This window comes from Streptococcus mitis, from assembly GCF_946190065.1.
Taxonomy (GTDB): domain Bacteria; phylum Bacillota; class Bacilli; order Lactobacillales; family Streptococcaceae; genus Streptococcus; species Streptococcus mitis_DE.
Map to the genome: position 1 here is coordinate 43,889 of NZ_CAMHZD010000011.1, position 21,660 is coordinate 65,548.

The window sequence follows — 21,660 nt, forward strand, 5'->3', positions numbered from 1 at the left end:
TCAGTAGATTCTTATAGGGAGAGTTTTCTATTTTAAGGTATAAATAAAAAGCCCTATTATAAGGGCTGAGTGTATTTAGGAGACTACACTTCAAATTCATAGAGTGCTGTAGACAAATAACGTTCGCCGTTATCTGGTGCTAGAGCAAGGACTTTCTTACCTGTACCTAATTTCTTAGCAACTTCAATTGCTCCATAGATAGCTGCAGCTGAAGAAATACCAACAAGGAATCCTTCTTTTCCACCAATCTCACGGCCAAGTGCGAGAGCATCGTCTGACGTTACACGAACGATACCATCATAGGCGTTTGTATCCAGTGTATCAGGAATAAATCCAGCTGAGATACCTTGAATTTTGTGAGGGCCAGGCTTTTCACCAGATAGAATAGCAGATTCATCTGCTTCTACTGCATAAACTTGAATACCTGAATTTGCTGTTTTGAGTGCATGAGAAACACCAGAAATTGTTCCACCGGTACCAACTCCAGCAACAAAGGCATCTAATCCATCTTTACCGAAAGCAGCTAGTATCTCAGCTCCTGTTGTTCTTTCGTGTACTTCTGGATTAGCTGGATTGTCAAATTGAAGTGGGAGGAAACCATCACGTTCAGCAGCGATTTCTTGGGCCTTAGCAATAGCACCTTTCATTCCTTCGCTACCAGGAGTTAGGACGAGTTCAGCACCATAAGCTTGGATAATTTTACGTCGTTCTACACTCATCGTTTCAGGCATAACGATGACAACTTTATACCCTTTAGCAGCACCTACCCATGAAAGTCCAATACCAGTATTTCCACTTGTTGCTTCGACAATAGTAGAACCTGGTTTTAGAATACCGTCTTGTTCAGCTTTTTCAATCATGCTAAGGGCAATACGATCTTTTACAGATGAACCAGGGTTAAATGCTTCAAGCTTTACATAAACGTCTGCAGCACCTTCTGGCACGATGTTATTGAGTTTAACAATCGGTGTTTGTCCGATTAGTTCAGTAATGTTGTTATAAATAGACATATGGATACCTCTTTGTATAAGATATTTCTAGTATAACGCTATCTATACCATTTGTAAAATATAGAAATCCTATCGAAGCGATAGGATTTTTTTATATCACAAGTCTAAGCCATTAATTTTTAAGCGATTGTGATAGGCTAATTCTAGTAGATATTGTCCATATTCTTTGATAAGAGTTTCTTTGTTTTGCTCGCTAAAGTTACCAGCGAGTCCTTGAATGAATTTACCAAATGCCATATTTTTCTCCTTTATTTACACTAAGTTTACAGGAACTTCAACTTCTCGTAAACCTTGATCAGTTAAAGTGACTTTTCCATTAAAAAACTCTACAAGCGCAGCTTTAATAGTTTCTTTTTCTTCTTTGTCAACATAAATCATCGTATCGACTTGATCTGTAAAGTTTGTATCCAGTTCCATGAGATTATGTTCCTTAAGGAAGTTACTGTACTCTTGGTACTGAGCGTAAGACATTTGAATAGCAATGCCAGCCTGTTCCTTTATTTCAATGATGCCAATTTCTTTGACAGCTAAGGCGACACTACCTGCGTAGGCACGAATCAATCCTCCAGCGCCTAGTTTAATGCCACCAAAGTAGCGTGTCACTACCACACAGACATTAGTAAGATTGTGATTTTCTAGTACCCCAAGCATGGGAACTCCAGCAGTACCACTGGGCTCACCATCATCACTTGTACGTTTGATTTCACTACGTTCTCCAATAATGAAGGCAGAGCAGTTATGCGTAGCTTTGTAGTGCTCTTTCTTGATGGCAGTAATGAAGTTACGAGCCTCTTCTTCGTTATAAACATGCTTGGCATGACAGATAAAGCGGGATTTTTTGATTTCTTCTTGGACTTGTCCGTCCTCTTTAATTGTTCTAAATTCCATGATTTAATTGTACTAAAAAATCATCTAAAGCGCTAGATTTTTACGAATAAAGAAGTATGAAAGTAAATCCAAATTATCTCGGTCGGTTGTTTACGGAGAATGAATTAACTAAAGAGGAACGTCAGTTGGCGGAGAAATTTCCAGCAATGAGAAAGGAGAAGGGGAAATTTTTCTGTCAACGTTGTAATAGTATTATTCCAGAGGAGTGGTATTTGCCTATCGGTGCTTACTATTGTCGAGAGTGCTTGCTGATGAAGCGAGTCAGGAGTGACCAAGCTTTATACTATTTTCCACAGGAGGATTTTCCTAAACAGGATGTTCTTAAATGGCGTGGTCAATTAACTCCTTTTCAAGAAAAGGTGTCAGAGGGATTGATTCAAGCAGTAGACAAGCAGGAACCAACCTTGGTTCACGCTGTAACAGGAGCTGGAAAGACAGAAATGATTTATCAAGTAGTAGCTAAAGTGATCAATGCGGGTGGGGTAGTATGCTTGGCTAGTCCTCGCATAGATGTTTGTTTGGAGCTGTATAAGCGCCTGCAAGATGATTTTGCTTGCAAGATATCTTTACTACACGGAGAATCAGAGCCGTATTTTCGAACACCACTAGTTGTTGCGACGACCCATCAGTTATTGAAGTTTTATCAAGCTTTTGATTTGCTGATAGTGGATGAAGTAGATGCCTTTCCTTATGTTGACAATTCCACGCTTTACCATGCTGTCAAGAATAGTGTAAAGGAGAATGGCTTGAGAATCTTTTTAACAGCAACTTCTACAGATGAGTTAGATAGGAAGGTTCGCATCGGAGAATTAAAACGATTGAGTTTACCAAGACGATTTCATGGAAATCCTTTGATTATTCCTAAACCTGTCTGGTTATCAGATTTTAATCACTGTTTAGAGAAAAGTCGGTTGTCACCAAAGCTAAAGTCTTATATTGAGAAGCAGAGAAAGACAGCTTATCCGTTACTCATTTTTGCTTCAGAAATTAAGAAAGGGGAGCAATTAAAAGAAGTCTTACAGAAGGAATTTCCGCATGAGAAAATTGGTTTTGTGTCTTCAGTTACGGAAGATCGATTAGAGCAGGTACAAGCTTTTCGAGATGGAGAACTGACAATACTTATCAGTACGACAATCTTGGAGCGTGGAGTTACCTTCCCTTGTGTAGATGTTTTTGTAGTAGAAGCCAACCATCGTCTGTTTACCAAATCTAGTTTGATTCAGATTGGTGGACGAGTTGGACGAAGCATGGATAGACCGACAGGAGATCTGCTTTTCTTCCATGACGGGTTAAATACTTCAATCAAAAAGGCAATTAAGGAAATTCAACAGATGAATAAGGAGGCGGGTCTATGAAGTGTTTATTATGTGGGCAGACTATGAAGGCTGTTTTAACTTTCAGTAGTCTTTTACTTCTGAAGAATGATGCCTCCTGTCTTTGTTTAGATTGTGATTCTACTTTTGAGAGAATTGGAGAAGAGTACTGTCCAAACTGTATGAAAACAGAATTGTCAACAAAGTGTCAAGATTGTCAATTTTGGTGTAAAGAAGGAGTTGAAGTCAGTCATAGAGCGATTTTTATTTACAATCAAGCTATGAAGGATTTTTTCAGTCGGTATAAGTTTGATGGAGACTTCCTTTTAAGAAAAGTTTTTGCTTCAGTTTTAAGTGAGGAGTTAAAAAAGTACAAAGAGTATCAATTTGTCGTCATTCCCCTAAGTCCTGAAAGATTGCTCGAGAGGGGATTTAATCAGGTTGAAGGTTTAGTTGAAGCAGCAGGGTTCTCTTTTCAAGACTTACTAGAGAAGAGAGAAGAACGGGCTAGTTCTTCTAAAAATCGTTCAGAACGCTTGGCAACAGAACTTCCTTTCTTTGTCAAAAGTGGAGTCACTATTCCTAAAAAAATCCTACTTATAGATGATATTTATACTACTGGAACAACTATAAATCGTGTGAAGAAACTGTTGGAAGAAACTGGTGCTGAGGATGTGAAAACATTTTCCCTTGTAAGATGAGGAAAAAATTTGCAAAAATAAAATGAAAGCGTTATAATGAAATCAGAAAAACAAAAATGTTTAGAAAGAAGGTACTCATATGATTAAATATAGTATCCGTGGTGAAAACCTAGAAGTAACAGAAGCAATTCGTGATTATGTAGTTTCTAAACTCGAAAAGATCGAAAAGTATTTTCAAGCTGAACAAGAGTTGGATGCTCGAGTTAACTTGAAGGTGTATCGTGAAAAAACGGCTAAAGTGGAGGTAACGATTCCACTTGGATCAATTACTCTTCGTGCAGAAGATGTGTCTCAAGATATGTATGGTTCAATAGACCTTGTAACCGATAAAATTGAACGTCAGATTCGTAAGAATAAAACAAAAATCGAGCGTAAAAATAAAAACAAGGTAGCAACTAGTCAATTATTTACAGATGCTTTGGTGGAAGATACAAATGTTGTCCAATCTAGAGTGGTTCGTTCAAAACAAATTGATTTAAAACCAATGGATTTGGAAGAAGCTATTCTACAGATGGATTTGTTGGGACATGATTTCTTTATCTATGTGGATGTTGAAGATCAGACAACCAATGTGATTTATCGTCGTGAGGATGGCGAGATTGGCTTGTTAGAAGTTAAAGAATCTTAATTTCAATATGTGTAAAGGAAGGTTTACTGAATTGTAAACCTCCTTTTTCTTATAATTGATAGAATTACTGATTACACTTTTAAAAAGTCGCTTTTTGGTGGTTATTATGGTATAATGGGTGCCAAGAGGTTTGGAATGAAAAAATTTTATGTAAGTCCTATTTTCCCCTTAATATTAGGAATAGTGGCGTTCGGAGTGCTATCTGTGCAACTTGTTTTTGTAACGAATACACTGGTAACGCTATTTCTTTTGCTACTTATTTTGGGTTCATATATTTTACTATTCATCCATCAGAGAGACTACTACTCAAAGAGTGAAGTAGAACAAATCCAGTATGTAAACCACCAAGCTGAAGATAGTTTGACAACCTTGTTAGAACAGATGCCTGTCGGAGTTATTAAACTAGACTTATCGTCAGGTGAAGTTGAATGGTTCAATCCTTACGCTGAATTGATTTTGACTAATGAAGTGGGCGAGATTGATGTTGCATTAATTCAAACAATTATAAAGGCGTCTGTGGGGAATCCAGGTTCTTATGCAACCTTAGGTGAGATCCGTTATTCGGTTCATATGGACAAGGTATCTGGAGTTCTTTACTTCTTTGATGTGTCTGGAGAATACGAAGCGACTGTTGAGTTAGTTACGAGTAGACCTGTTATTGGGATTGTCTCCGTTGACAACTATGATGACTTAGAAGATGAAACATCGGAGTCTGATATCAGTCATATTAATAGTTTTGTAGCCAATTTTGTTTCAGAATTTGCTGGGAAGCATGCCATGTTCTCTCGTCGAGTGAGTATGGACCGCTTTTATCTATTTACGGACTACACAGTGCTTGAGGGATTGATGAATGATAAATTTTCTGTGATTGATGCATTCAGAGAAGAGTCGAAACAGAGACAGTTGCCTTTGACCTTAAGTATGGGATTTTCTTATGGTGATGGAAATCACGATGAAATCGGGAAAGTTGCATTGCTCAACTTGAACTTGGCTGAAGTGCGTGGTGGCGACCAAGTGGTTGTCAAGGAGAATGACGAAACGAAAAATCCCGTTTATTTTGGTGGTGGGTCTGCTGCGTCAATCAAGCGTACACGAACTCGTACGCGTGCTATGATGACAGCTATTTCAGATAAGATTCGGAGTGTGGATCAGGTTTTTGTAGTTGGTCACAAAAATCTGGATATGGATGCTTTGGGCTCTGCTGTAGGTATGCAGTTATTTGCTAGTAATGTGACTGAAAATAGTTATGCTCTTTATGACGAAGAACAAATGTCTCCGGATATTGAACGAGCTGTTTCATTCTTAGAAAAAGAAGGCGTTACAAAGTTGTTGTCTGTTAAGGATGCAATGGGGATGGTGACCAATCGTTCTTTGTTGATTCTTGTAGACCATTCAAAGACAGCCTTAACTTTATCAAAAGATTTTTATGATTTGTTTACCCAAACCATCGTTATTGACCACCACAGACGGGATCAGGATTTTCCAGATAATGCAGTTATCACTTATATCGAAAGTGGTGCAAGCAGTGCCAGTGAGTTGGTAACAGAATTGATTCAGTTCCAAAATTCTAAGAAGAATCGTCTGACTCGTATGCAAGCAAGTGTCTTGATGGCTGGTATGATGCTGGATACTAAAAATTTCACTTCTAGAGTAACCAGTCGAACATTTGATGTTGCTAGCTATCTCAGAACGCGCGGAAGTGATAGTATTGCTATTCAAGAAATGGCTGCGACAGATTTTGAAGAATATCGTGAGGTCAACGAACTTATTTTACAGGGGCGTAAATTAGGTTCAGATGTACTCATAGCAGAGGCTAAGGACTCGAAATGCTATGACACAGTTGTTATTAGTAAGGCAGCAGATGCCATGTTAGCTATGTCAGGTATTGAAGCGAGTTTTGTTCTTGCGAAGAATACACAAGGATTTATCTCTATCTCAGCTCGAAGTCGTAGTAAATTGAATGTACAACGGATTATGGAAGAGCTGGGAGGTGGAGGCCACTTTAATTTAGCAGCAGCTCAAATTAAGGATTTAACCTTGTCAGAAGCAGGTGAAAAACTGACAGAAATTGTATTAAATGAAATAAAGGAAAAGGAGAAAGAAGAATGAAAGTAATCTTTTTAGCAGATGTCAAAGGAAAAGGTAAAAAAGGAGAAATTAAGGAAGTACCAACAGGGTATGCGCAAAACTTTCTTATCAAAAAGAACCTAGCAAAAGAAGCGACTGCTCAAGCTGTAGGTGAACTTCGTGGTAAACAAAAATCCGAAGAAAAAGCTCACGCTGAGATGATTGCAGAAGCAAAAGCAATTAAAGCCCAACTAGAAGCAGAAGAAACGGTTGTAGAATTTGTTGAAAAGGTTGGTCCAGATGGCCGTACTTTTGGTTCTATTACCAATAAGAAGATTGCAGAAGAACTGCAAAAGCAATTTGGAATTAAGATTGATAAACGTCATATTCAAGTACAAGCTCCGATTCGAGCAGTTGGTTTGATTGATGTACCAGTGAAAATCTATCAAGATATCACAAGTGTGATCAATCTTCGTGTGAAAGAAGGGTAAATTTACACTTTCTTGACAAGATTGTAAAAGGAAGGGAAGTCTGATGGCAGAAGTAGAAGAGTTACGAGTACAACCTCAAGATATCTTGGCTGAGCAATCCGTTTTAGGGGCTATCTTTATTGACGAGAGTAAGCTTGTTTTTGTGCGAGAATATATTGAGTCTCGGGACTTTTTTAAGTATGCCCATCGTTTGATTTTCCAAGCCATGGTAGATTTATCCGATCGTGGCGATGCTATAGATGCAACAACAGTTCGTACCATTCTTGATAATCAAGGTGATTTGCAGAATATTGGTGGCCTTTCTTATTTGGTTGAGATTGTCAATTCTGTGCCAACTTCTGCTAATGCGGAGTATTATGCTAAAATCGTTGCAGAGAAGGCCATGCTACGGCGATTAATCGCCAAGTTGACAGAGTCTGTCAATCAAGCTTACGAGGCTTCGCAACCAGCTGATGAAATCATTGCTCAGGCAGAAAAAGGACTGATTGATGTCAGTGAAAATGCTAATCGAAGTGGATTTAAGAATATTCGAGATGTGTTGAATGTCAACTTTGGAAATCTGGAGGCTCGCTCTCAACAAACGACTGATATTACAGGTATTGCTACGGGCTATCGTGATTTGGATCATATGACGACTGGACTTCATGAGGAGGAGTTGATTATCCTAGCAGCCCGTCCGGCGGTTGGTAAGACAGCCTTTGCCTTGAATATTGCTCAGAACATTGGGACTAAGTTGGACAAGACGGTAGCTATCTTTTCACTGGAAATGGGTGCGGAAAGTCTAGTAGACCGTATGTTGGCGGCCGAAGGCTTGGTGGAGTCTCATTCTATCCGTACGGGTCAATTGACTGATGAGGAGTGGCAAAAGTATACCATTGCTCAAGGGAATCTAGCAAACGCGAGTATCTATATCGATGATACACCAGGGATTCGGATCACGGAAATTCGTTCGCGCTCACGTAAACTGGCTCAAGAAACTGGAAATCTTGGTTTGATTTTGATTGACTATTTACAGCTTATCACGGGAACTGGTCGAGAAAACCGTCAACAAGAGGTTTCAGAAATTTCACGTCAGTTGAAAATTTTAGCTAAGGAACTGAAGGTTCCAGTAATCGCTCTAAGTCAGCTTTCTCGTGGCGTAGAACAACGTCAGGATAAGAGACCGGTCTTGTCTGATATTCGTGAATCTGGGTCTATTGAGCAGGACGCTGATATCGTAGCCTTTCTTTATCGAGACGACTACTATGAGCGTGGTGGTGAAGAAGAGGAAGGCATACCGAATAATAAGGTAGAAGTTATTATCGAGAAAAACCGTAGTGGAGCTCGTGGAACGGTGGAATTAATTTTCCAAAAAGAATACAATAAATTTTCAAGTATCTCAAAGAGGGAGGCATAAGATGTCAGATGCATTTACAGATGTAGCCAAGATGAAAAAAATAAAAGAAGAAATCAAGGCACATGAGGGACAAGTCGTAGAAATGACTTTGGAGAATGGTCGTAAGCGCCAAAAAAATAGATTGGGTAAGCTAATTGAGGTTTATCCATCCCTATTTATCGTTGAATTTGGGAACGTTGAAGGAGATAAACAAGCTAATGTTTACGTTGAATCCTTTACTTACTCAGATATCCTTACAGAAAAGAATTTGATTCATTATCTTGACTAAAGTGAGAAATTTTCTCACTTTTTCTTTTTTTCTCCGAATAGTTTAAGTGAAGGTAATCTTCGATTTATATTATTTTTCAAGGAGGAAGAATGAAAGTTTTACCATTTAAAGTAACAGAGACAGGATTTTCTTTTAGAAAATCAGCCAAAAAAGTTGTTCCCTTTTTAGTAGTAGGATTGATGTTAGCAGCGGGTGATAGTGCATATGCTTATTCCGGAGGAAATGGATCGATTGCGCGTGGGGATGATTATCCTGCTTACTATAAAAATGGCAGTCAGGAAATTGACAAGTGGCGCATGTATTCTCGTCAATGTACTTCTTTTGCAGCCTTTCGTTTGAGTAATGTGAATGGTTTTGAGATTCCTGCTGCTTATGGGAATGCGAATGAATGGGGCTATCGGGCTCGTCGTGAAGGCTATCGTGTAGATAATAGACCAGCGATTGGCTCCATTGCTTGGTCTACTGCAGGAACTTATGGTCATGTTGCTTGGGTGTCAAATGTAATAGGAGATGAGATTGAGATTGAAGAATACAATTATGGAATAAGGGAATCTTACAATAAGCGCGTCGTGAAGGCAAATACTATGACTGGTTTTATTCATTTTAAAGATTTAGCTGGTGGCAGTGTTGGGAATAGTCAATCCTCAGTTTCAACAGGAGGAACACATTATTTTAAGACTAAGGCTGCGATCAAAAATCAGCCTCTAGCTAGCGCAACTACGATTGATTACTATTATCCTGGGGAGAATGTTCATTATGATCAAATTCTCGAAAAAGATGGGTACAAGTGGTTGAGTTATACGGCTTATAACGGAAGTCGTCGCTATATCCAGCTAGAGGGAGTAAGCTCTTCACAGAATTATCAGAATCAATCAGGAAATAGCTCTAACTATGGATCCAATAACAGTTCAACTGTCGGTTGGAAGAAAATAAATGGTAGTTGGTATCATTTTAAATCAAATGGGTCTAAATCAACGGGTTGGCTGAAAGACGGATCTAGTTGGTATTATTTGAAATCATCTGGTGAAATGCAGACAGGATGGTTAAAGGAAAATGGTCTGTGGTATTATTTGGATAGCTCAGGGGCAATGAAAACAGGTTGGTATCAAGTCTCTGATAAGTGGTATTATTCTTACTCTTCAGGTGCCTTAGCTGTTAATACGACGGTGGATGGCTACAGAGTAAACAGTGATGGAGAACGAGTATAGAAAATGGGAGTAGGAAAATTTTCCTACTCTTTTCTGTAAGCAGTTTCCTTGACATTTTTTTTGTTTTGCGCTATCATATGTCCATATAATATATGGGAGTCTGTGTACAGTCTGAGAGGAAGCGTTAAGCTTCGACCGCACCTGATCTGGGTAATGCCAGCGTAGGGAACGATACTTAGTCTACTCTTGACCTTTTCCATATATGGCAAAGGTTTTTCTTTTTGTCAAAGGAAAACGAGAAGAGGAGGTTCTTATGAAAGCAAGCATCGCCTTGCAAATTTTACCCCTATCACAGGGGATTGATCGGATTGCTGTTATCGATCAAGTCATTGCTTATCTGCAAGCTCAAGAGGTGACTATGGTGGTGACACCATTTGAAACGGTCTTGGAAGGGGAGTTTGATGAGCTTATGCGCATTCTCAAAGAAGCGCTAGAAGTGGCAGGGCAGGAGGCAGATAATGTTTTTGCCAATGTCAAAATAAATGTAGGAGAGATTTTAAGTATTGATGAGAAACTTGAAAAGTATACTGAGACGACACATTAGTCTATTGGGCTTTATGGGGGTCTTGTCAATCTGGCAGTTAGCAGGTTTTCTTAAACTTCTCCCCAAGTTTATCCTGCCGACACCTCTTGAAATTCTCCTGTCCTTTGTTCGTGATAGAGAATTTCTCTGGCACCATAGCTGGGCCACCTTGAGAGTGGCTTTATTGGGACTGATTTTGGGAGTCTTGATTGCCTGTCTCATGGCTGTGCTTATGGACAGTTTGACTTGGCTTAACGATCTGATTTACCCTATGATGGTGGTTGTTCAGACTATCCCGACCATTGCCATAGCCCCTATCCTGGTTTTGTGGCTCGGTTATGGGATTTTGCCCAAGATTGTCTTGATTATCTTGACAACAACCTTTCCTATCATCGTCAGCATTTTGGACGGTTTTAGGCATTGTGACAAGGATATGCTGACCTTGTTTAGTCTGATGCGGGCCAAACCTTGGCAAATCCTGTGGCATTTTAAAATCCCTGTCAGTCTGCCTTACTTTTATGCTGGTCTGAGGGTCAGTGTCTCCTACGCCTTTATCACAACAGTAGTATCTGAGTGGTTGGGAGGCTTTGAAGGACTAGGTGTCTACATGATTCAGTCCAAGAAACTGTTTCAGTATGATACTATGTTTGCTATTATTATTCTGGTATCGATTATCAGTCTTCTCGGTATGAAGCTGGTTGATGTCAGTGAAAAATATGTTATTAAATGGAAACGTTCGTAGAATAAGAATGTTTCTGAAAAAGAAAAGAGGAAATTGAAATGAAGAAAACATGGAAAGTGTTTTTAACTGTTTTAACAGCTCTTGTAGCTGTTGTGCTTGTGGCCTGTGGTCAAGGAACTGCTTCTAAAGACAACAAAGAGGCAGAACTTAAGAAGATTGACTTTATCCTAGACTGGACACCAAATACCAACCACACAGGGCTTTATGTGGCTAAGGAAAAAGGCTATTTCAAAGAAGCTGGAGTGGATGTTGACTTGAAATTGCCGCCAGAAGAAAGTTCTTCTGACTTGGTTATCAATGGCAAGGCACCATTTGCAGTCTATTTCCAAGACTACATGGCTAAAAAATTGGAAAAAGGAGCAGGAATCACTGCCGTTGCAGCCATCGTAGAGCACAATACATCAGGAATCATCTCTCGTAAATCTGACAATGTAGCTAGTCCAAAAGACTTAGTTGGTAAGAAATACGGGACTTGGAATGACCCAACTGAACTTGCTATGTTGAAAACCTTGGTAGAATCACAAGGTGGGGACTTTGAGAAGGTTGAAAAAGTACCAAATAACGACTCAAACTCTATCACACCGATTGCTAATGGAGTATTTGATACTGCATGGATCTACTACGGATGGGATGGTATCCTTGCAAAATCTCAAGGTGTAGATGCTAATTTCATGTACTTGAAAGACTACGTTAAAGAATTTGACTACTACTCACCAGTTATCATCGCAAACAACGACTATTTGAAAGACAACAAAGAAGAAGCACGTAAAGTCACCCAAGCTATCAAAAAAGGATACCAATATGCCATGGAGCATCCAGAGGAAGCAGCTGATATCCTCATCAAAAATGCACCTGAACTTCAGGAAAAACGTGACTTTGTCATCGAATCTCAAAAATACTTGTCAAAAGAATACGCAAGCGACAAGGAAAAATGGGGTCAATTTGATGCAGCTCGCTGGAATGCCTTCTACAAATGGGATAAAGAAAATGGTATCCTTAAAGAAGATTTGACAGACAAAGGCTTTACCAATGAATTTGTGAAATAATGACAGAAATTAGACTAGAACACGTCAGTTATGCCTATGGTCAAGAGAGGATTTTAGAGGATATCAATCTGAAAGTGACTGCAGGTGAAGTGGTTTCTATCCTAGGCCCAAGTGGTGTTGGTAAGACTACGCTTTTCAACTTAATTGCGGGGATTTTAGAAGTTCAGTCAGGGAGAATTGTCCTTGATGGTGAAGAAAATCCCAAGGGGCGCGTGAGTTATATGTTGCAAAAGGATCTGCTCTTGGAGCACAAGACCGTGCTTGGTAATATCATTCTGCCCCTCTTGATTCAAAAGGTGGATAAGGCAGAAGCTATTGCTCGCGCGGATGAAATTCTTGCGACCTTCCAGTTGACAGCTGTAAGAGATAAATACCCTCATGAACTCAGTGGTGGGATGCGCCAGCGTGTAGCCTTACTCCGTACCTATCTTTTCGGGCACAAGCTCTTTCTCTTAGATGAAGCCTTTAGCGCCTTGGATGAGATGACCAAGATGGAACTACACATTTGGTACCTTGAGATTCACAAGCAGTTGCAGCTAACAACCTTAATCATCACGCATAGTATCGAGGAGGCCCTCAGTCTCAGCGACCGCATCTATATCTTGAAAAATCGCCCTGGGCAGATTGTTTCAGAAATTAAACTAGATTGGTCTGAAGATGAGGACAAGGAAGTCCAAAAGATTGCCTACAAACGTCAAATCTTGGCAGAATTAGGCTTAGATAAGTAGAAAAATAGGGAGTTGGTGAAGATTATCCTTTACCAGCGCCCTTTTTCTTTTAAAAATGAGAAAATTTCGGTATAATAGTCATTATACCGAAATCATTCTATAATCGTTGATACATAAGGGTTTTATGTGTCACTTTTTTTATTTTGTGGACTTTTTTAAGAACTTTTTATTTTTTCGAGGGCAGTTTCAAAGAATGAGACTGCTCTTTTTTGGTTCTCTTTTGATAAATGGCTGTACGTATCCATAGTTACAGATATTTTTGCATGGCCAAGCCGTGTCTGTATCTCCTTGTATGGTAATCCGGCATTAAGCAAGATACTAGCGTGAGTGTGTCGGAAAGCATGAAAGCCTAAATCAGTACAGTTAGCGTTTTTTAAGTGCTTATGTAGGCGATAATCAACCTTTCGAGTATTGACATAGTTGTCAAAGCTATCAGAGAATACTTTCTCATAGGTTAAGCCAATGTTTCTACCGTTTTCTGCTTGTCTTGCTCGGTAGAGACGAAGCATGAGCACTGTTTTATGATCGATATCTAAAACTCTATAGCTTGATTTTGTCTTAGGACTGTTTACCTGGTTTAAAATGTTGAGTGTTTTGTTAATATCGATCGTTCCGTTCTGCAGGTCAATATCAGACCATTCCAGGGCCAGACATTCACGGATGCGCAGTCCAGTAGCTAGGAGCGTTTTATAAAGCACAGTATCATAAAAATTGATAAAGGTATTCTCCAGGTTATCGAGATAGGAGAGGAAGTTTTTAAGTTCCTGATCTTGAAAGTATTTAATTTCTTGTTTATCTCTGGTTATCTTTCTAGGAATAACAATATCACGAGCAGGGTTATTGTCTAATGCTTGAATAGAAATTCCATACTGTAGAATACGTTTATTTAAGGCATGAAGATGATTGTATTCTTTATATCCTGTTCCGTCCTGATTGTACTCATCCGCCCACTTATTTACCTGAGTTTGGATAATAACAGGAGTAAGTTTATCTAGTTTGTAAGTACTAAATGAGGGCAAGAGGTAATTATTTAAGCAACCTTTTATCTTTATCTGCGTATTAGTCTTTATGGTATGCTGGTAGGTTTGCCAGAATAAGTCCACAAGTTCGCTATAGGTTGTTATATGTGAGCGTTGTTTCCGTGTAGAGCCGTTTTTCTCAAATTCTACCTTAGCCTGGGTGGCCTTGTTTCTGAGTTCTTTCTTTGTTCGTGCTGATATGGTAGTCTTGACCTTCTTACCAGTCACAGAATCAATGCCAAGATAGATACTGGAGCGGTAGACTGCTGATCCGTCTTTTTTCGTGTGTTGTGTAATTTTCATGGTTTTACTCCTTTTTCCATCAGCAGGCAAGCAATTAGAAAAGGTTTTGAGTTTATACCATGCGAGGAGCTACGAGAACCCCTCTATTTTCGATTTTAAGAGGACGGACGGTAAATTATACAAGAATAGGAAGCAAGGCGGATATGGGGCATATATGGGGTTTGAAAAAGCCCATATATTGCAAGTAGTTCTATCTTAATGTGTCAGTGATATTATACCAATTATTCGGAAATCCAAGTGTGTCCAATACAATGCCGGCTTCAATGGAGTGCGCTTTTTTATTTAGAGCTTTGGTTCTTTTTATAATAGTGTTATGTAATTGAGCGTATTGTGTGGAAGCAAGTAGGCATTGCAAGGCAAGAAAAACATAATATACAGATTGTCTTGATGTATTGGCATTGTTATTGTAATAGTGGAAATAAGCTAGTTGTGGAAGATTCTCACGACATTTATAATTGAAAAGTTTATTATTATGAGCAGTGATATTTCTAATTTCTAGTATATTTTTAATAATACTTTCTAAAGCCTTTCCGCTTAAAAGGTCTTTACTAGGTCTATTTTGGATGTATTCAATATTTTCTTGTAAGAATGGTGATAAATCTCTAGCTATTTGATTTTTTATATCAGTGTTTAGATTTCTATAAAAGTTAAATGCTTGCCCTAATGTAAGTTCATTGATGATAACCCAGAAAGGAACAACGCCATGTTGTTTATAGTGGTGTTTTATAGAATTGTTTTGCTTATCCCTATTATAATCATTGAGTATTTTAGCTAATATACTGATTAAATTTGTAATTTGTGCGAGCCTTTTTGCATCTTTTTGTGTTTCAAAATTATTAATATCTAGATAAGAGTATGGCTTTGGATATGATTCTGAAAAACGATATGCCAGTACGGATTTCAAGTGTTTTTCTGCATCTATAATTGCTTTTAAAAAAGCTGATTTAATTTCTTTATCGTAAAAGTGTGTTGCAGCTATTTCTCTAAAGTCTGCACCAGCTATAAATTTATCTTTTGATGTTTGAAAAAACTTACTATATCCGTTGACGACGTTGTAATAGTTGTTAGTTAGAAGGTATCTTTTACATTCTTCTATGTTATCTATTTCTAAACCTCTAGACTGGAGAAGTTTTATTTGTTCATCTAATGTTTGAAATGGTTTCATATATGTTCCTTATATACAAAAACACCACCTAGTAGAACTAGGCGGTGTTTCGCGTACTCTGTTCCCTTGGGAGCAGAAACTCTTCTCATTGCCTAATAATACTGTAATTTTTAGTTTTTGTCAATATTTTTAGTTTGTTTTTTAAAAATTTTTGAGTATCGAAAAAACTCAACGCTGGGAAAGTTGCTTTTATTGCATTGTCAGACAAGTCAGCAGTAGCAGGCTTGTCTTTTTCTATTTGTCACTTTTGCCGTTTTTTGCGCTTTAGTTTGTAAAATTGGCTTTCTATTTTTCACTTTCCCTTGTTTTTGCACAATAGACCTTAGAAATAGGGGCACTATTGGCGAATATGGAGGATTTTTATAGAATCTTCTCAAAAACCATTGTAGCCTGGATACGGTCACCACCGCCTAAACCTTTGCTTCCACCATTGGCGGTTGTGATTGTATGTAGGCGATAACCTTTTGAAGCTTGTTTATTGATAACCTCTTCTAATTCTGTAAGGTTTCCTGATCCAGTGCCGAAAAACTTTTCTTTCAAAGTTACCTGAAGAACAACGTAGTGTAGTCCATTTACTCCAGAAGCGGTAGAAAAACTACCTTCTTGTTTTACAGTATCAAAAAATCCCATGGGGGTTACTCCTTTTCGTTGTCTCTCTCAGATAGTTTTTGAACTAAATCAAAAGCTATTTTTTTATCATAGTCATTTAAAGAAATATAGTTGATTAAAATATCTGCAAAATTTGTATTGTTCTCTTTATCAGCATTTATTAGTTCTTCAATTGTAAACATATACGATGGGATATGATTAAGCAATCCTTTTCCAAAATTGTTATACTTTACAGGATTATTTATATGTTCTTCAACGTTTTTATATGCCGAACCAAGTTCATTTATTTTTTCAATATCTATATCATTAAGTAATTTTTTAAATTCGTTACTTTGGATTATTTTTAAAATATTTTGTTTATCTTCAAATCCTAATAAGTAAGCAACATTTACTCCGAAGTAGTCAGCAAGCTGTCGAGCTTTTTCTGGTTTGATTTGACTTTCTCCGTTTTCCCATTTTTGGTATCCTCTACGGGTCACACCCATAACTTTAGCGACGTCCTCTTGAGTGTCGCCTTTTTTTTGTCTCAACTCTTTTAATCTGTTCATGTATATTACCTCATTTTAATTATATCACAAAATAACAAAAAGCTAACAAAAAATTCACTTTTTATCATTTTGTTGTTGACAACTAACAAAAAATACGCTACAATACAACCAAGCTAACAAATAGTTAGCAAAAGAAAGGGAGGATTTTATTGCTTATTACCTCAACACAAGCAAAAGCGATTCGCCGAAAGCAAGCTGATAAGAAATTGACTGCTAAGCAAGCAGGCGAAGAAATCGGAGTTACACAAGTTACCTATCGAAAAATTCGAGACGGTGGCGAAGTCAAGCCGAGCATTTACCAAAAAGCCATGGAATGGCTTGCTGAAGATTATTAGAAAGGAGCATAAGACAGAATCAAGAATATTTCTGCTTGCTACCTATGGCAGTATCAAGGGTTTGTAGGGGTTTATTCTCTCCTAAATTTTCCCTACCTCAATGATTTACTTTGGTACTGTTTTAGGTGGCAAGCACTGACAAAAGAAGAAAGGAGCGAACCAATGGAACTGGTTTATATGGACGGTAAGAAAGAACCGTATACGCTGAGCAGTATCGTTGCAGAGTGTACAGGATTGCAACATCATACAATAACCAAGACGATCCGCAAACATCAAGAAAGGTTTGAACGGTTCGGAAAGGTCGGATTTAAAATCCAAGCTATGGAAAGTGGCCAGAATACCAAGGACTATATTTTGAATGAGCAACAAGCGACCTTGTTAGTTACATTTTTAAAAAATACCGAGCAAGTGGCCAACTTCAAAACAAACCTAGTCAAAGCATTCTTTGAGATGCATGACGAACTTTCTAAACGCTATCTTCAAAGAGAACTGGAAAAACCAAAGCGTAAAAGCTTAACTGAAGCTATTCAAACATGGGAGAAAGCACCTAAGCATGCCTATAGTAGCCTTACAAACCTACTACTAAAGGGAGCGACTGGGAAAAACAAGACCCAACTCATGAAGGAGCGAGAAAGTAAGAACGGTATTGATGGCTTGACAAGTGCAGAACTGACAAACTACCAACGTTTGGAAGATATGGCAATAGCTATGATTAATTTGAATAGGGGATATTCAGAAATTAAGGAATTAATTTTTAAAGTATAGGAGTATAGAAAATGGAAAATGAATTTAAGACAGTTACAAATGCCAAAGGGTTAGAAATTCCTAAGTATCCCAAGGACTTTAAAAAGCTAGTTGAGAAAGACAGACAACTAGCCGAATATCTTTGTATGAACTACGAGAACTTGGACAGTGAAGACCTGGGCGCATTTCTTGAAACGGTTGAGCAGGGATTCAGTTGGATTCTAGATCTTATCGAAAGTAAAGACTTGCTTTATAAACCAAAGTCAGGTAGTAATCATGCAAAAAGAAAATAAAAAAATCACTTGCTCAAATTTTAGACGAGGCGAGCAAGCGACAAGATTAAGGATATAGAAATTTTTTCTATGCTCTGATTATAGCAAAAAATATCTATTCTATCAAATATCTCAAGAAAAACCGAAGAGCAGGCAAGCAATTAGAAAAGGTTTTGAAAATCAAGTGCTGATAGGGTGATTCTAAGGCCTTGTTTAGCTGAAAGATGGGTAATTACTCACGAAACACCGCTACAAGCGTTCGCCAACTTGGGGCAATCGCCCAGCGTTTGGAGTGGTGAAACAATCCAATATAGGAAAAAGGGAAAACAGACTATGACAGAAACAACATACGATATTATCGCTAAAAGCTTGGATAGAATTAGTATGGAATTACACCAAGCAGACGAAAACAATGATTTTTTAAGAATAGGACTCTTATCAGGACAATTAAAAGCTATCAAAGAAGATTTACACCGCTTACTTTGGATTGAACTTCCTGAATTGAATGACAGCCATAAAATCAAAGCGATCTCTAAAAGAACTACGGGAATCTTTTTCAGCCCTGGTATTTTTGAATTGGATGCTATGCGACAAGCATTCTTTAAACGCCAAGCCAAGCATTTTTTTGACAATGCAACAGAGCAACAGGCGTATATAGAATATGCTGAAAAGGAGTATTTAGAGGCTACTATAACCTTGAAGGATATTCTTTTTAACTCTAAAAATGGGACTCGACAAGTAAATAAAGATTGTCTTGTAGAAAAATTTGAAGAGGCAATGCAATGACACAATCAGAATTTTACAACCGAATGACTAAAATCAAGGATAGACATCCGAACCTCTTTCAGTTCATAATTGACTTTTTAGATGATAAAGTAACTCCAGAAGAGGTGTACGACTTTCTGAAGATGGAGCACAGCTATCAAGTGAATTATATCAAGAATTACCAAGCGAGGGCATAGCATGAATGAACTAGATTTAAGCAATACACAGGCGCTTATTTTTACCGTGATATTGGTTGACTTTCTCATGTATCTAAACCACCGAGACCGCAAAAAAAGCGCCCAAATCGAGCGAGAAAGTACACAGACGATAGAAACAATTAGCGAGGGTTTAAGCCCTGATTATGGGCGATATATTCAGCTTGCAGCGGTTAAGCCATGGGGGTAATAAGATGTTTGAAAAAATGATTGAAGATTTAAAGTCTAAGATTTTGGAAGCAGTGGAACGGTATTTAAAAAGCCATGAGAAAGTACCTCAAAAAAGATTAGATTTGATCAGCAAGGTGGAACTAAAGGAAGAACTGGGCATAGGAGATAAAACCTTGATAAAATGGGAAGGTGCAGGACTACCGCAGTATATACCGCCTATTGAAGATACTAGAAAAGCGTATTATAAAATCTCAGACGTTTTAAAGTTTTTGGGGGTAGATGATGGCAAAGACTAAAATATATTTTTGGTTAAAAGTTGATAAGAAGTTTTTTGATAATCTTTTTATTAAACGACTTAAAAATATGCCTGGTGGCTACACTATGACAGTGATTTATATCCGTCTTATGTTGGAAAGTTTAGAAGATGATTGTATTTTGTACTATGAGGGGTATTTTGATAATTTGGTACAGGAGCTAGCCTTAAAATTGGATGTGTCCGAGGATGATATAAATATGACAGTTGCATATTTTACAAAATGCGGACTGATTCAGATAGACGATGATGGCCATGCTACATTATCGCAAGCAAAAGCCATGGTTGAGAGTGAAACAAACTGGGCGAAATATAAGCGAGACCAAAGAAAAAATAGTCAAGATATACCAAAATTGGAGAATGTCCAAAGTAAAGAGACTTTTTCCAACTCATGTCCAACAGAGATAGAGAAAGAGAATGGAGTTAATAGTAAGAGTAATAATTTATATTTAGATAATATATTGTCGGGAAATCCCGACTTCACTTTTCCTACTTGGCTTGAAGAAACAGGTATAAAAGATTTAGAGAAAACAAAATATAAAGAACTTTGGATTCCTATTGTTTATCTGAATCAAGTAGCTAATAAGAGGTATAAGTTTGTTGATAAGACAAAAAGGCTTTTACTAGCACGATTCAAAGAAGGTTATACACTTGAAGATTTTAAACAGGTGATAGATATTAAAACGGCAGAATGGAAGGATAGTCCTGAATTTTCTAAATATCTGAGACCTGAAACACTTTTCGGATCTAAGTTTGACGGTTATTTGAATCAAAAGCCTAAAACCATAAAAGGGAAGTCTGAAGATAACTTCCCAGATCTACCATTTTAGGAGTTGCAAAGATGAAGGAACAATTTAAAGAGTTCAATAACAAAAAAATATCGGATAAAGTTTGCGATATTCATCAGGTAAATTACTGGGAAATTTCTATACCTGTAGTAGGGAGTTCAGAAAGAAAAATACAACCATTTTGCCCGGAGTGTGTGAAGGGGGATATTAAACAAAAAGAGAAAGACCTATTACAGAGATTTGATGATAGACAAAAATATTTTAAAACTTATGATGTATTAATGCGTGATAGTACAATTCCCAAAGAGTTAAAGGGAGCGACATTTGATAATTTCTTTGTTAAGACTACAGAGGAAGGTCAGATGTTAGAGTTTGTAAAAGGGCAAGCCCAGAAGTACCTTGCAGGTATGACGGGAAATACTTTAATTAGCGGTAGCACAGGAATAGGAAAAAGTCATTTATCGCTTGCCCTGGCCAAAGAAATCAATGAGAGTTTCAGAGAGAAGAACGAGCCTAAGAGTGTATTGTTTGTCAGCTTAACCGAGATTATCAAGCAGATAAAAGAAGGTTGGGCTTATGGAAGAAATGCAAACTTAACAGAGTATGAGGCAGTTAAAAAGCTGGTTGACGTTGATTTTCTAATCATAGATGACCTTGGGGCAAAAAATGGAACAATCACTCCTAAGAGTGACTGGGAACAGGATTTCTTGTTTGATATTATCAATAATCGAGAGACTACGATTTTCAACACGAACCTAGATAGCAGTGAATTGCGAACGGTCTACAATGCTAGAAACTCAAGTAGAATTTTGAAAGGTTTAGAGGGGAACACTTTTAAGGCTTTCACAATAAAAGATAAGCGATATACGATTAACACAGTGAGGGGAGAGAAAGGTTAATAGATATGGATGAAATGAAATTTTCAACAGAAAAAGGCTTTATTGTCTACGAGAAATGTGGTATAATAGAGATAGAAAAAGTTCCAAGATTTGGAGAGATAACTTTAGTCTACTCAGATGGGAAATTTACTCATCTAATAAAAAAAGAAACTAAAAAATAAGTCTATTGAGAACAACTCAGGGGCATACCGTAAGCATATGATGCTAGTGGTATGCCCTTTTTGTTTGCATAGAAAGGGGGTGAGTATTATGGCAAGAGATACTTCTTTAGGGTATATAGTAGCCAATAAGTTTTCTATGGATCCAGATAAAAGACAGAAAATATTTTCTCAGTGTAAAAAAGAAGATGATAGCTTAGAACAACGGAAACAAGAAATACTAGAGAAATATGCTAACAAACAAGACAAATCAAAATCTAGAAAAAATGATTTTAAAGGCTCGGAGAGTCATAAAAGAAAAGCTAAAAGCAAAGAATTTTAGAAAAAATTATAAACAAAAATCAGAT

29 protein-coding genes and 1 pseudogene are annotated in these 21,660 nt (G+C 37.7%); 23 read left to right on the plus strand and 7 right to left on the minus strand.

Translation table 11 applies throughout. The annotated features are described in order from the left end of the window. Positions 1-83: 83 nt before the first annotated feature. From cysK to OCF96_RS06255, 3 genes and pseudogenes are all read right to left on the minus strand, one after another. Positions 84-1,010 (minus strand): cysteine synthase A, encoded by a 927-nt coding sequence (cysK, locus tag OCF96_RS06245; RefSeq protein WP_000029886.1) that lies wholly within the window; start codon positions 1,008-1,010, stop codon positions 84-86. Between the two features lie 141 nt (positions 1,011-1,151). After that, positions 1,152-1,247: pseudogene (locus tag OCF96_RS06250) on the minus strand (PH domain-containing protein); the annotation flags it as partial. A gap of 15 nt (positions 1,248-1,262) precedes the next feature. Then, the gene (locus OCF96_RS06255) at positions 1,263-1,898 is read right to left on the minus strand and encodes a YigZ family protein (protein WP_045605292.1); all 636 of its coding nucleotides are present in this window, start codon (positions 1,896-1,898) and stop codon (positions 1,263-1,265) included. A 56-nt stretch (positions 1,899-1,954) separates the two neighbouring features. Here OCF96_RS06255 and OCF96_RS06260 point away from each other — a divergent pair, with 56 nt between their 5' ends. The 12 genes from OCF96_RS06260 (at position 1,955) to OCF96_RS06315 (ending at position 13,009) form a co-directional block, all read left to right on the plus strand. Next, positions 1,955-3,253 (plus strand): ATP-dependent helicase ComFA, encoded by a 1,299-nt coding sequence (locus OCF96_RS06260; RefSeq protein WP_084926950.1) that lies wholly within the window; start codon positions 1,955-1,957, stop codon positions 3,251-3,253. Continuing rightward, on the plus strand, positions 3,250-3,912 hold the full coding sequence (locus tag OCF96_RS06265) for a ComF family protein (RefSeq protein ID WP_084926951.1): 663 nt from the start codon (positions 3,250-3,252) through the stop codon (positions 3,910-3,912). Before OCF96_RS06260 ends, OCF96_RS06265 begins: the two co-directional genes overlap by 4 nt. A 79-nt stretch (positions 3,913-3,991) precedes the next feature. Next, on the plus strand, positions 3,992-4,540 hold the full coding sequence (gene hpf / locus OCF96_RS06270; protein ID WP_004255322.1) for a ribosome hibernation-promoting factor, HPF/YfiA family: 549 nt from the start codon (positions 3,992-3,994) through the stop codon (positions 4,538-4,540). A 135-nt stretch (positions 4,541-4,675) separates the two neighbouring features. Next, positions 4,676-6,649, plus strand: coding sequence for a DHH family phosphoesterase (locus tag OCF96_RS06275; RefSeq protein WP_261446708.1), 1,974 nt, complete (start codon positions 4,676-4,678; stop codon positions 6,647-6,649). Continuing rightward, positions 6,646-7,098 (plus strand): 50S ribosomal protein L9, encoded by a 453-nt coding sequence (gene rplI / locus OCF96_RS06280; RefSeq protein ID WP_000864214.1) that lies wholly within the window; start codon positions 6,646-6,648, stop codon positions 7,096-7,098. Before OCF96_RS06275 ends, rplI begins: the two co-directional genes overlap by 4 nt. A 43-nt stretch (positions 7,099-7,141) precedes the next feature. Further along, positions 7,142-8,494, plus strand: a complete 1,353-nt coding sequence (gene dnaB, locus OCF96_RS06285; protein WP_000852490.1) for a replicative DNA helicase — start codon at positions 7,142-7,144, stop codon at positions 8,492-8,494. 1 nt (position 8,495) lies between these two features. Further along, on the plus strand, positions 8,496-8,762 hold the full coding sequence (locus OCF96_RS06290; RefSeq protein WP_001278169.1) for a Veg family protein: 267 nt from the start codon (positions 8,496-8,498) through the stop codon (positions 8,760-8,762). 89 nt (positions 8,763-8,851) lie between these two features. Next, complete coding sequence (gene cbpD, locus OCF96_RS06295) at positions 8,852-9,970, plus strand: choline binding-anchored murein hydrolase CbpD (protein ID WP_261446709.1); 1,119 nt, start codon at positions 8,852-8,854, stop codon at positions 9,968-9,970. 253 nt (positions 9,971-10,223) lie between these two features. Then, a complete protein-coding gene (locus OCF96_RS06300; RefSeq protein ID WP_000647655.1) occupies positions 10,224-10,514 on the plus strand; it encodes a thiamine-binding protein in 291 nt (96 codons plus the stop codon). Beyond that, positions 10,477-11,235 (plus strand): ABC transporter permease, encoded by a 759-nt coding sequence (locus OCF96_RS06305; protein ID WP_024057369.1) that lies wholly within the window; start codon positions 10,477-10,479, stop codon positions 11,233-11,235. Before OCF96_RS06300 ends, OCF96_RS06305 begins: the two co-directional genes overlap by 38 nt. Positions 11,236-11,273: 38 nt before the next feature. Then, positions 11,274-12,281, plus strand: coding sequence for an ABC transporter substrate-binding protein (locus OCF96_RS06310; RefSeq protein ID WP_261446710.1), 1,008 nt, complete (start codon positions 11,274-11,276; stop codon positions 12,279-12,281). Further along, positions 12,281-13,009: an ABC transporter ATP-binding protein gene (locus OCF96_RS06315; RefSeq protein ID WP_261446711.1), complete on the plus strand. Its 729-nt coding sequence runs from the start codon at positions 12,281-12,283 to the stop codon at positions 13,007-13,009. Before OCF96_RS06310 ends, OCF96_RS06315 begins: the two co-directional genes overlap by 1 nt. 155 nt (positions 13,010-13,164) lie before the next feature. On the opposite strand, the gene OCF96_RS06320 is transcribed toward OCF96_RS06315, so the two are convergent. The 4 genes from OCF96_RS06320 to OCF96_RS06335 all read right to left on the minus strand — a co-directional run bounded on the left by OCF96_RS06320 (position 13,165) and on the right by OCF96_RS06335 (position 16,653). After that, a complete protein-coding gene (locus OCF96_RS06320; RefSeq protein WP_261039004.1) occupies positions 13,165-14,331 on the minus strand; it encodes a tyrosine-type recombinase/integrase in 1,167 nt (388 codons plus the stop codon). Between the two features lie 190 nt (positions 14,332-14,521). Beyond that, the gene (locus OCF96_RS06325) at positions 14,522-15,496 is read right to left on the minus strand and encodes an Abi family protein (RefSeq protein WP_261446712.1); all 975 of its coding nucleotides are present in this window, start codon (positions 15,494-15,496) and stop codon (positions 14,522-14,524) included. A gap of 360 nt (positions 15,497-15,856) precedes the next feature. Then, positions 15,857-16,126: a DUF4177 domain-containing protein gene (locus OCF96_RS06330; RefSeq protein ID WP_084926963.1), complete on the minus strand. Its 270-nt coding sequence runs from the start codon at positions 16,124-16,126 to the stop codon at positions 15,857-15,859. A gap of 5 nt (positions 16,127-16,131) precedes the next feature. Continuing rightward, positions 16,132-16,653: a helix-turn-helix domain-containing protein gene (locus tag OCF96_RS06335; protein WP_084926964.1), complete on the minus strand. Its 522-nt coding sequence runs from the start codon at positions 16,651-16,653 to the stop codon at positions 16,132-16,134. A 149-nt stretch (positions 16,654-16,802) separates the two neighbouring features. Between OCF96_RS06335 and OCF96_RS06340 the strand changes: the two genes are divergently transcribed. From OCF96_RS06340 to OCF96_RS06390, 11 genes are all read left to right on the plus strand, one after another. Then, positions 16,803-16,988, plus strand: a complete 186-nt coding sequence (locus OCF96_RS06340) for a hypothetical protein (RefSeq protein WP_004245570.1) — start codon at positions 16,803-16,805, stop codon at positions 16,986-16,988. Between the two features lie 162 nt (positions 16,989-17,150). Then, entirely contained in the window at positions 17,151-17,753 is a 603-nt protein-coding gene (locus OCF96_RS06345; protein ID WP_000424671.1) for a Rha family transcriptional regulator, read from the plus strand. Between the two features lie 11 nt (positions 17,754-17,764). Continuing rightward, positions 17,765-18,025 (plus strand): hypothetical protein, encoded by a 261-nt coding sequence (locus OCF96_RS06350; protein WP_000426659.1) that lies wholly within the window; start codon positions 17,765-17,767, stop codon positions 18,023-18,025. Positions 18,026-18,337: 312 nt separating this feature from the next. Continuing rightward, positions 18,338-18,790: a hypothetical protein gene (locus tag OCF96_RS06355; RefSeq protein WP_084926978.1), complete on the plus strand. Its 453-nt coding sequence runs from the start codon at positions 18,338-18,340 to the stop codon at positions 18,788-18,790. Continuing rightward, positions 18,787-18,966 carry a hypothetical protein gene (locus tag OCF96_RS06360; protein WP_045612837.1) on the plus strand — a complete coding sequence of 60 codons (180 nt, stop codon included), beginning with the start codon at positions 18,787-18,789 and terminating at the stop codon, positions 18,964-18,966. The genes OCF96_RS06355 and OCF96_RS06360 overlap by 4 nt, the downstream gene beginning before the upstream one ends. A gap of 1 nt (position 18,967) precedes the next feature. Continuing rightward, positions 18,968-19,174, plus strand: a complete 207-nt coding sequence (locus tag OCF96_RS06365) for a hypothetical protein (protein WP_084926967.1) — start codon at positions 18,968-18,970, stop codon at positions 19,172-19,174. 4 nt (positions 19,175-19,178) lie between these two features. Next, complete coding sequence (locus tag OCF96_RS06370; protein WP_049490554.1) at positions 19,179-19,451, plus strand: hypothetical protein; 273 nt, start codon at positions 19,179-19,181, stop codon at positions 19,449-19,451. Then, positions 19,438-20,298, plus strand: coding sequence for a conserved phage C-terminal domain-containing protein (locus OCF96_RS06375; RefSeq protein ID WP_261446713.1), 861 nt, complete (start codon positions 19,438-19,440; stop codon positions 20,296-20,298). Before OCF96_RS06370 ends, OCF96_RS06375 begins: the two co-directional genes overlap by 14 nt. 11 nt (positions 20,299-20,309) lie before the next feature. Beyond that, positions 20,310-21,155: an ATP-binding protein gene (locus OCF96_RS06380; protein WP_261446714.1), complete on the plus strand. Its 846-nt coding sequence runs from the start codon at positions 20,310-20,312 to the stop codon at positions 21,153-21,155. A 5-nt stretch (positions 21,156-21,160) separates the two neighbouring features. After that, positions 21,161-21,316 (plus strand): hypothetical protein, encoded by a 156-nt coding sequence (locus OCF96_RS06385; RefSeq protein ID WP_261446716.1) that lies wholly within the window; start codon positions 21,161-21,163, stop codon positions 21,314-21,316. A gap of 88 nt (positions 21,317-21,404) precedes the next feature. Next, positions 21,405-21,635 (plus strand): hypothetical protein, encoded by a 231-nt coding sequence (locus OCF96_RS06390; protein WP_261446717.1) that lies wholly within the window; start codon positions 21,405-21,407, stop codon positions 21,633-21,635. Positions 21,636-21,660: the final 25 nt, after the last annotated feature.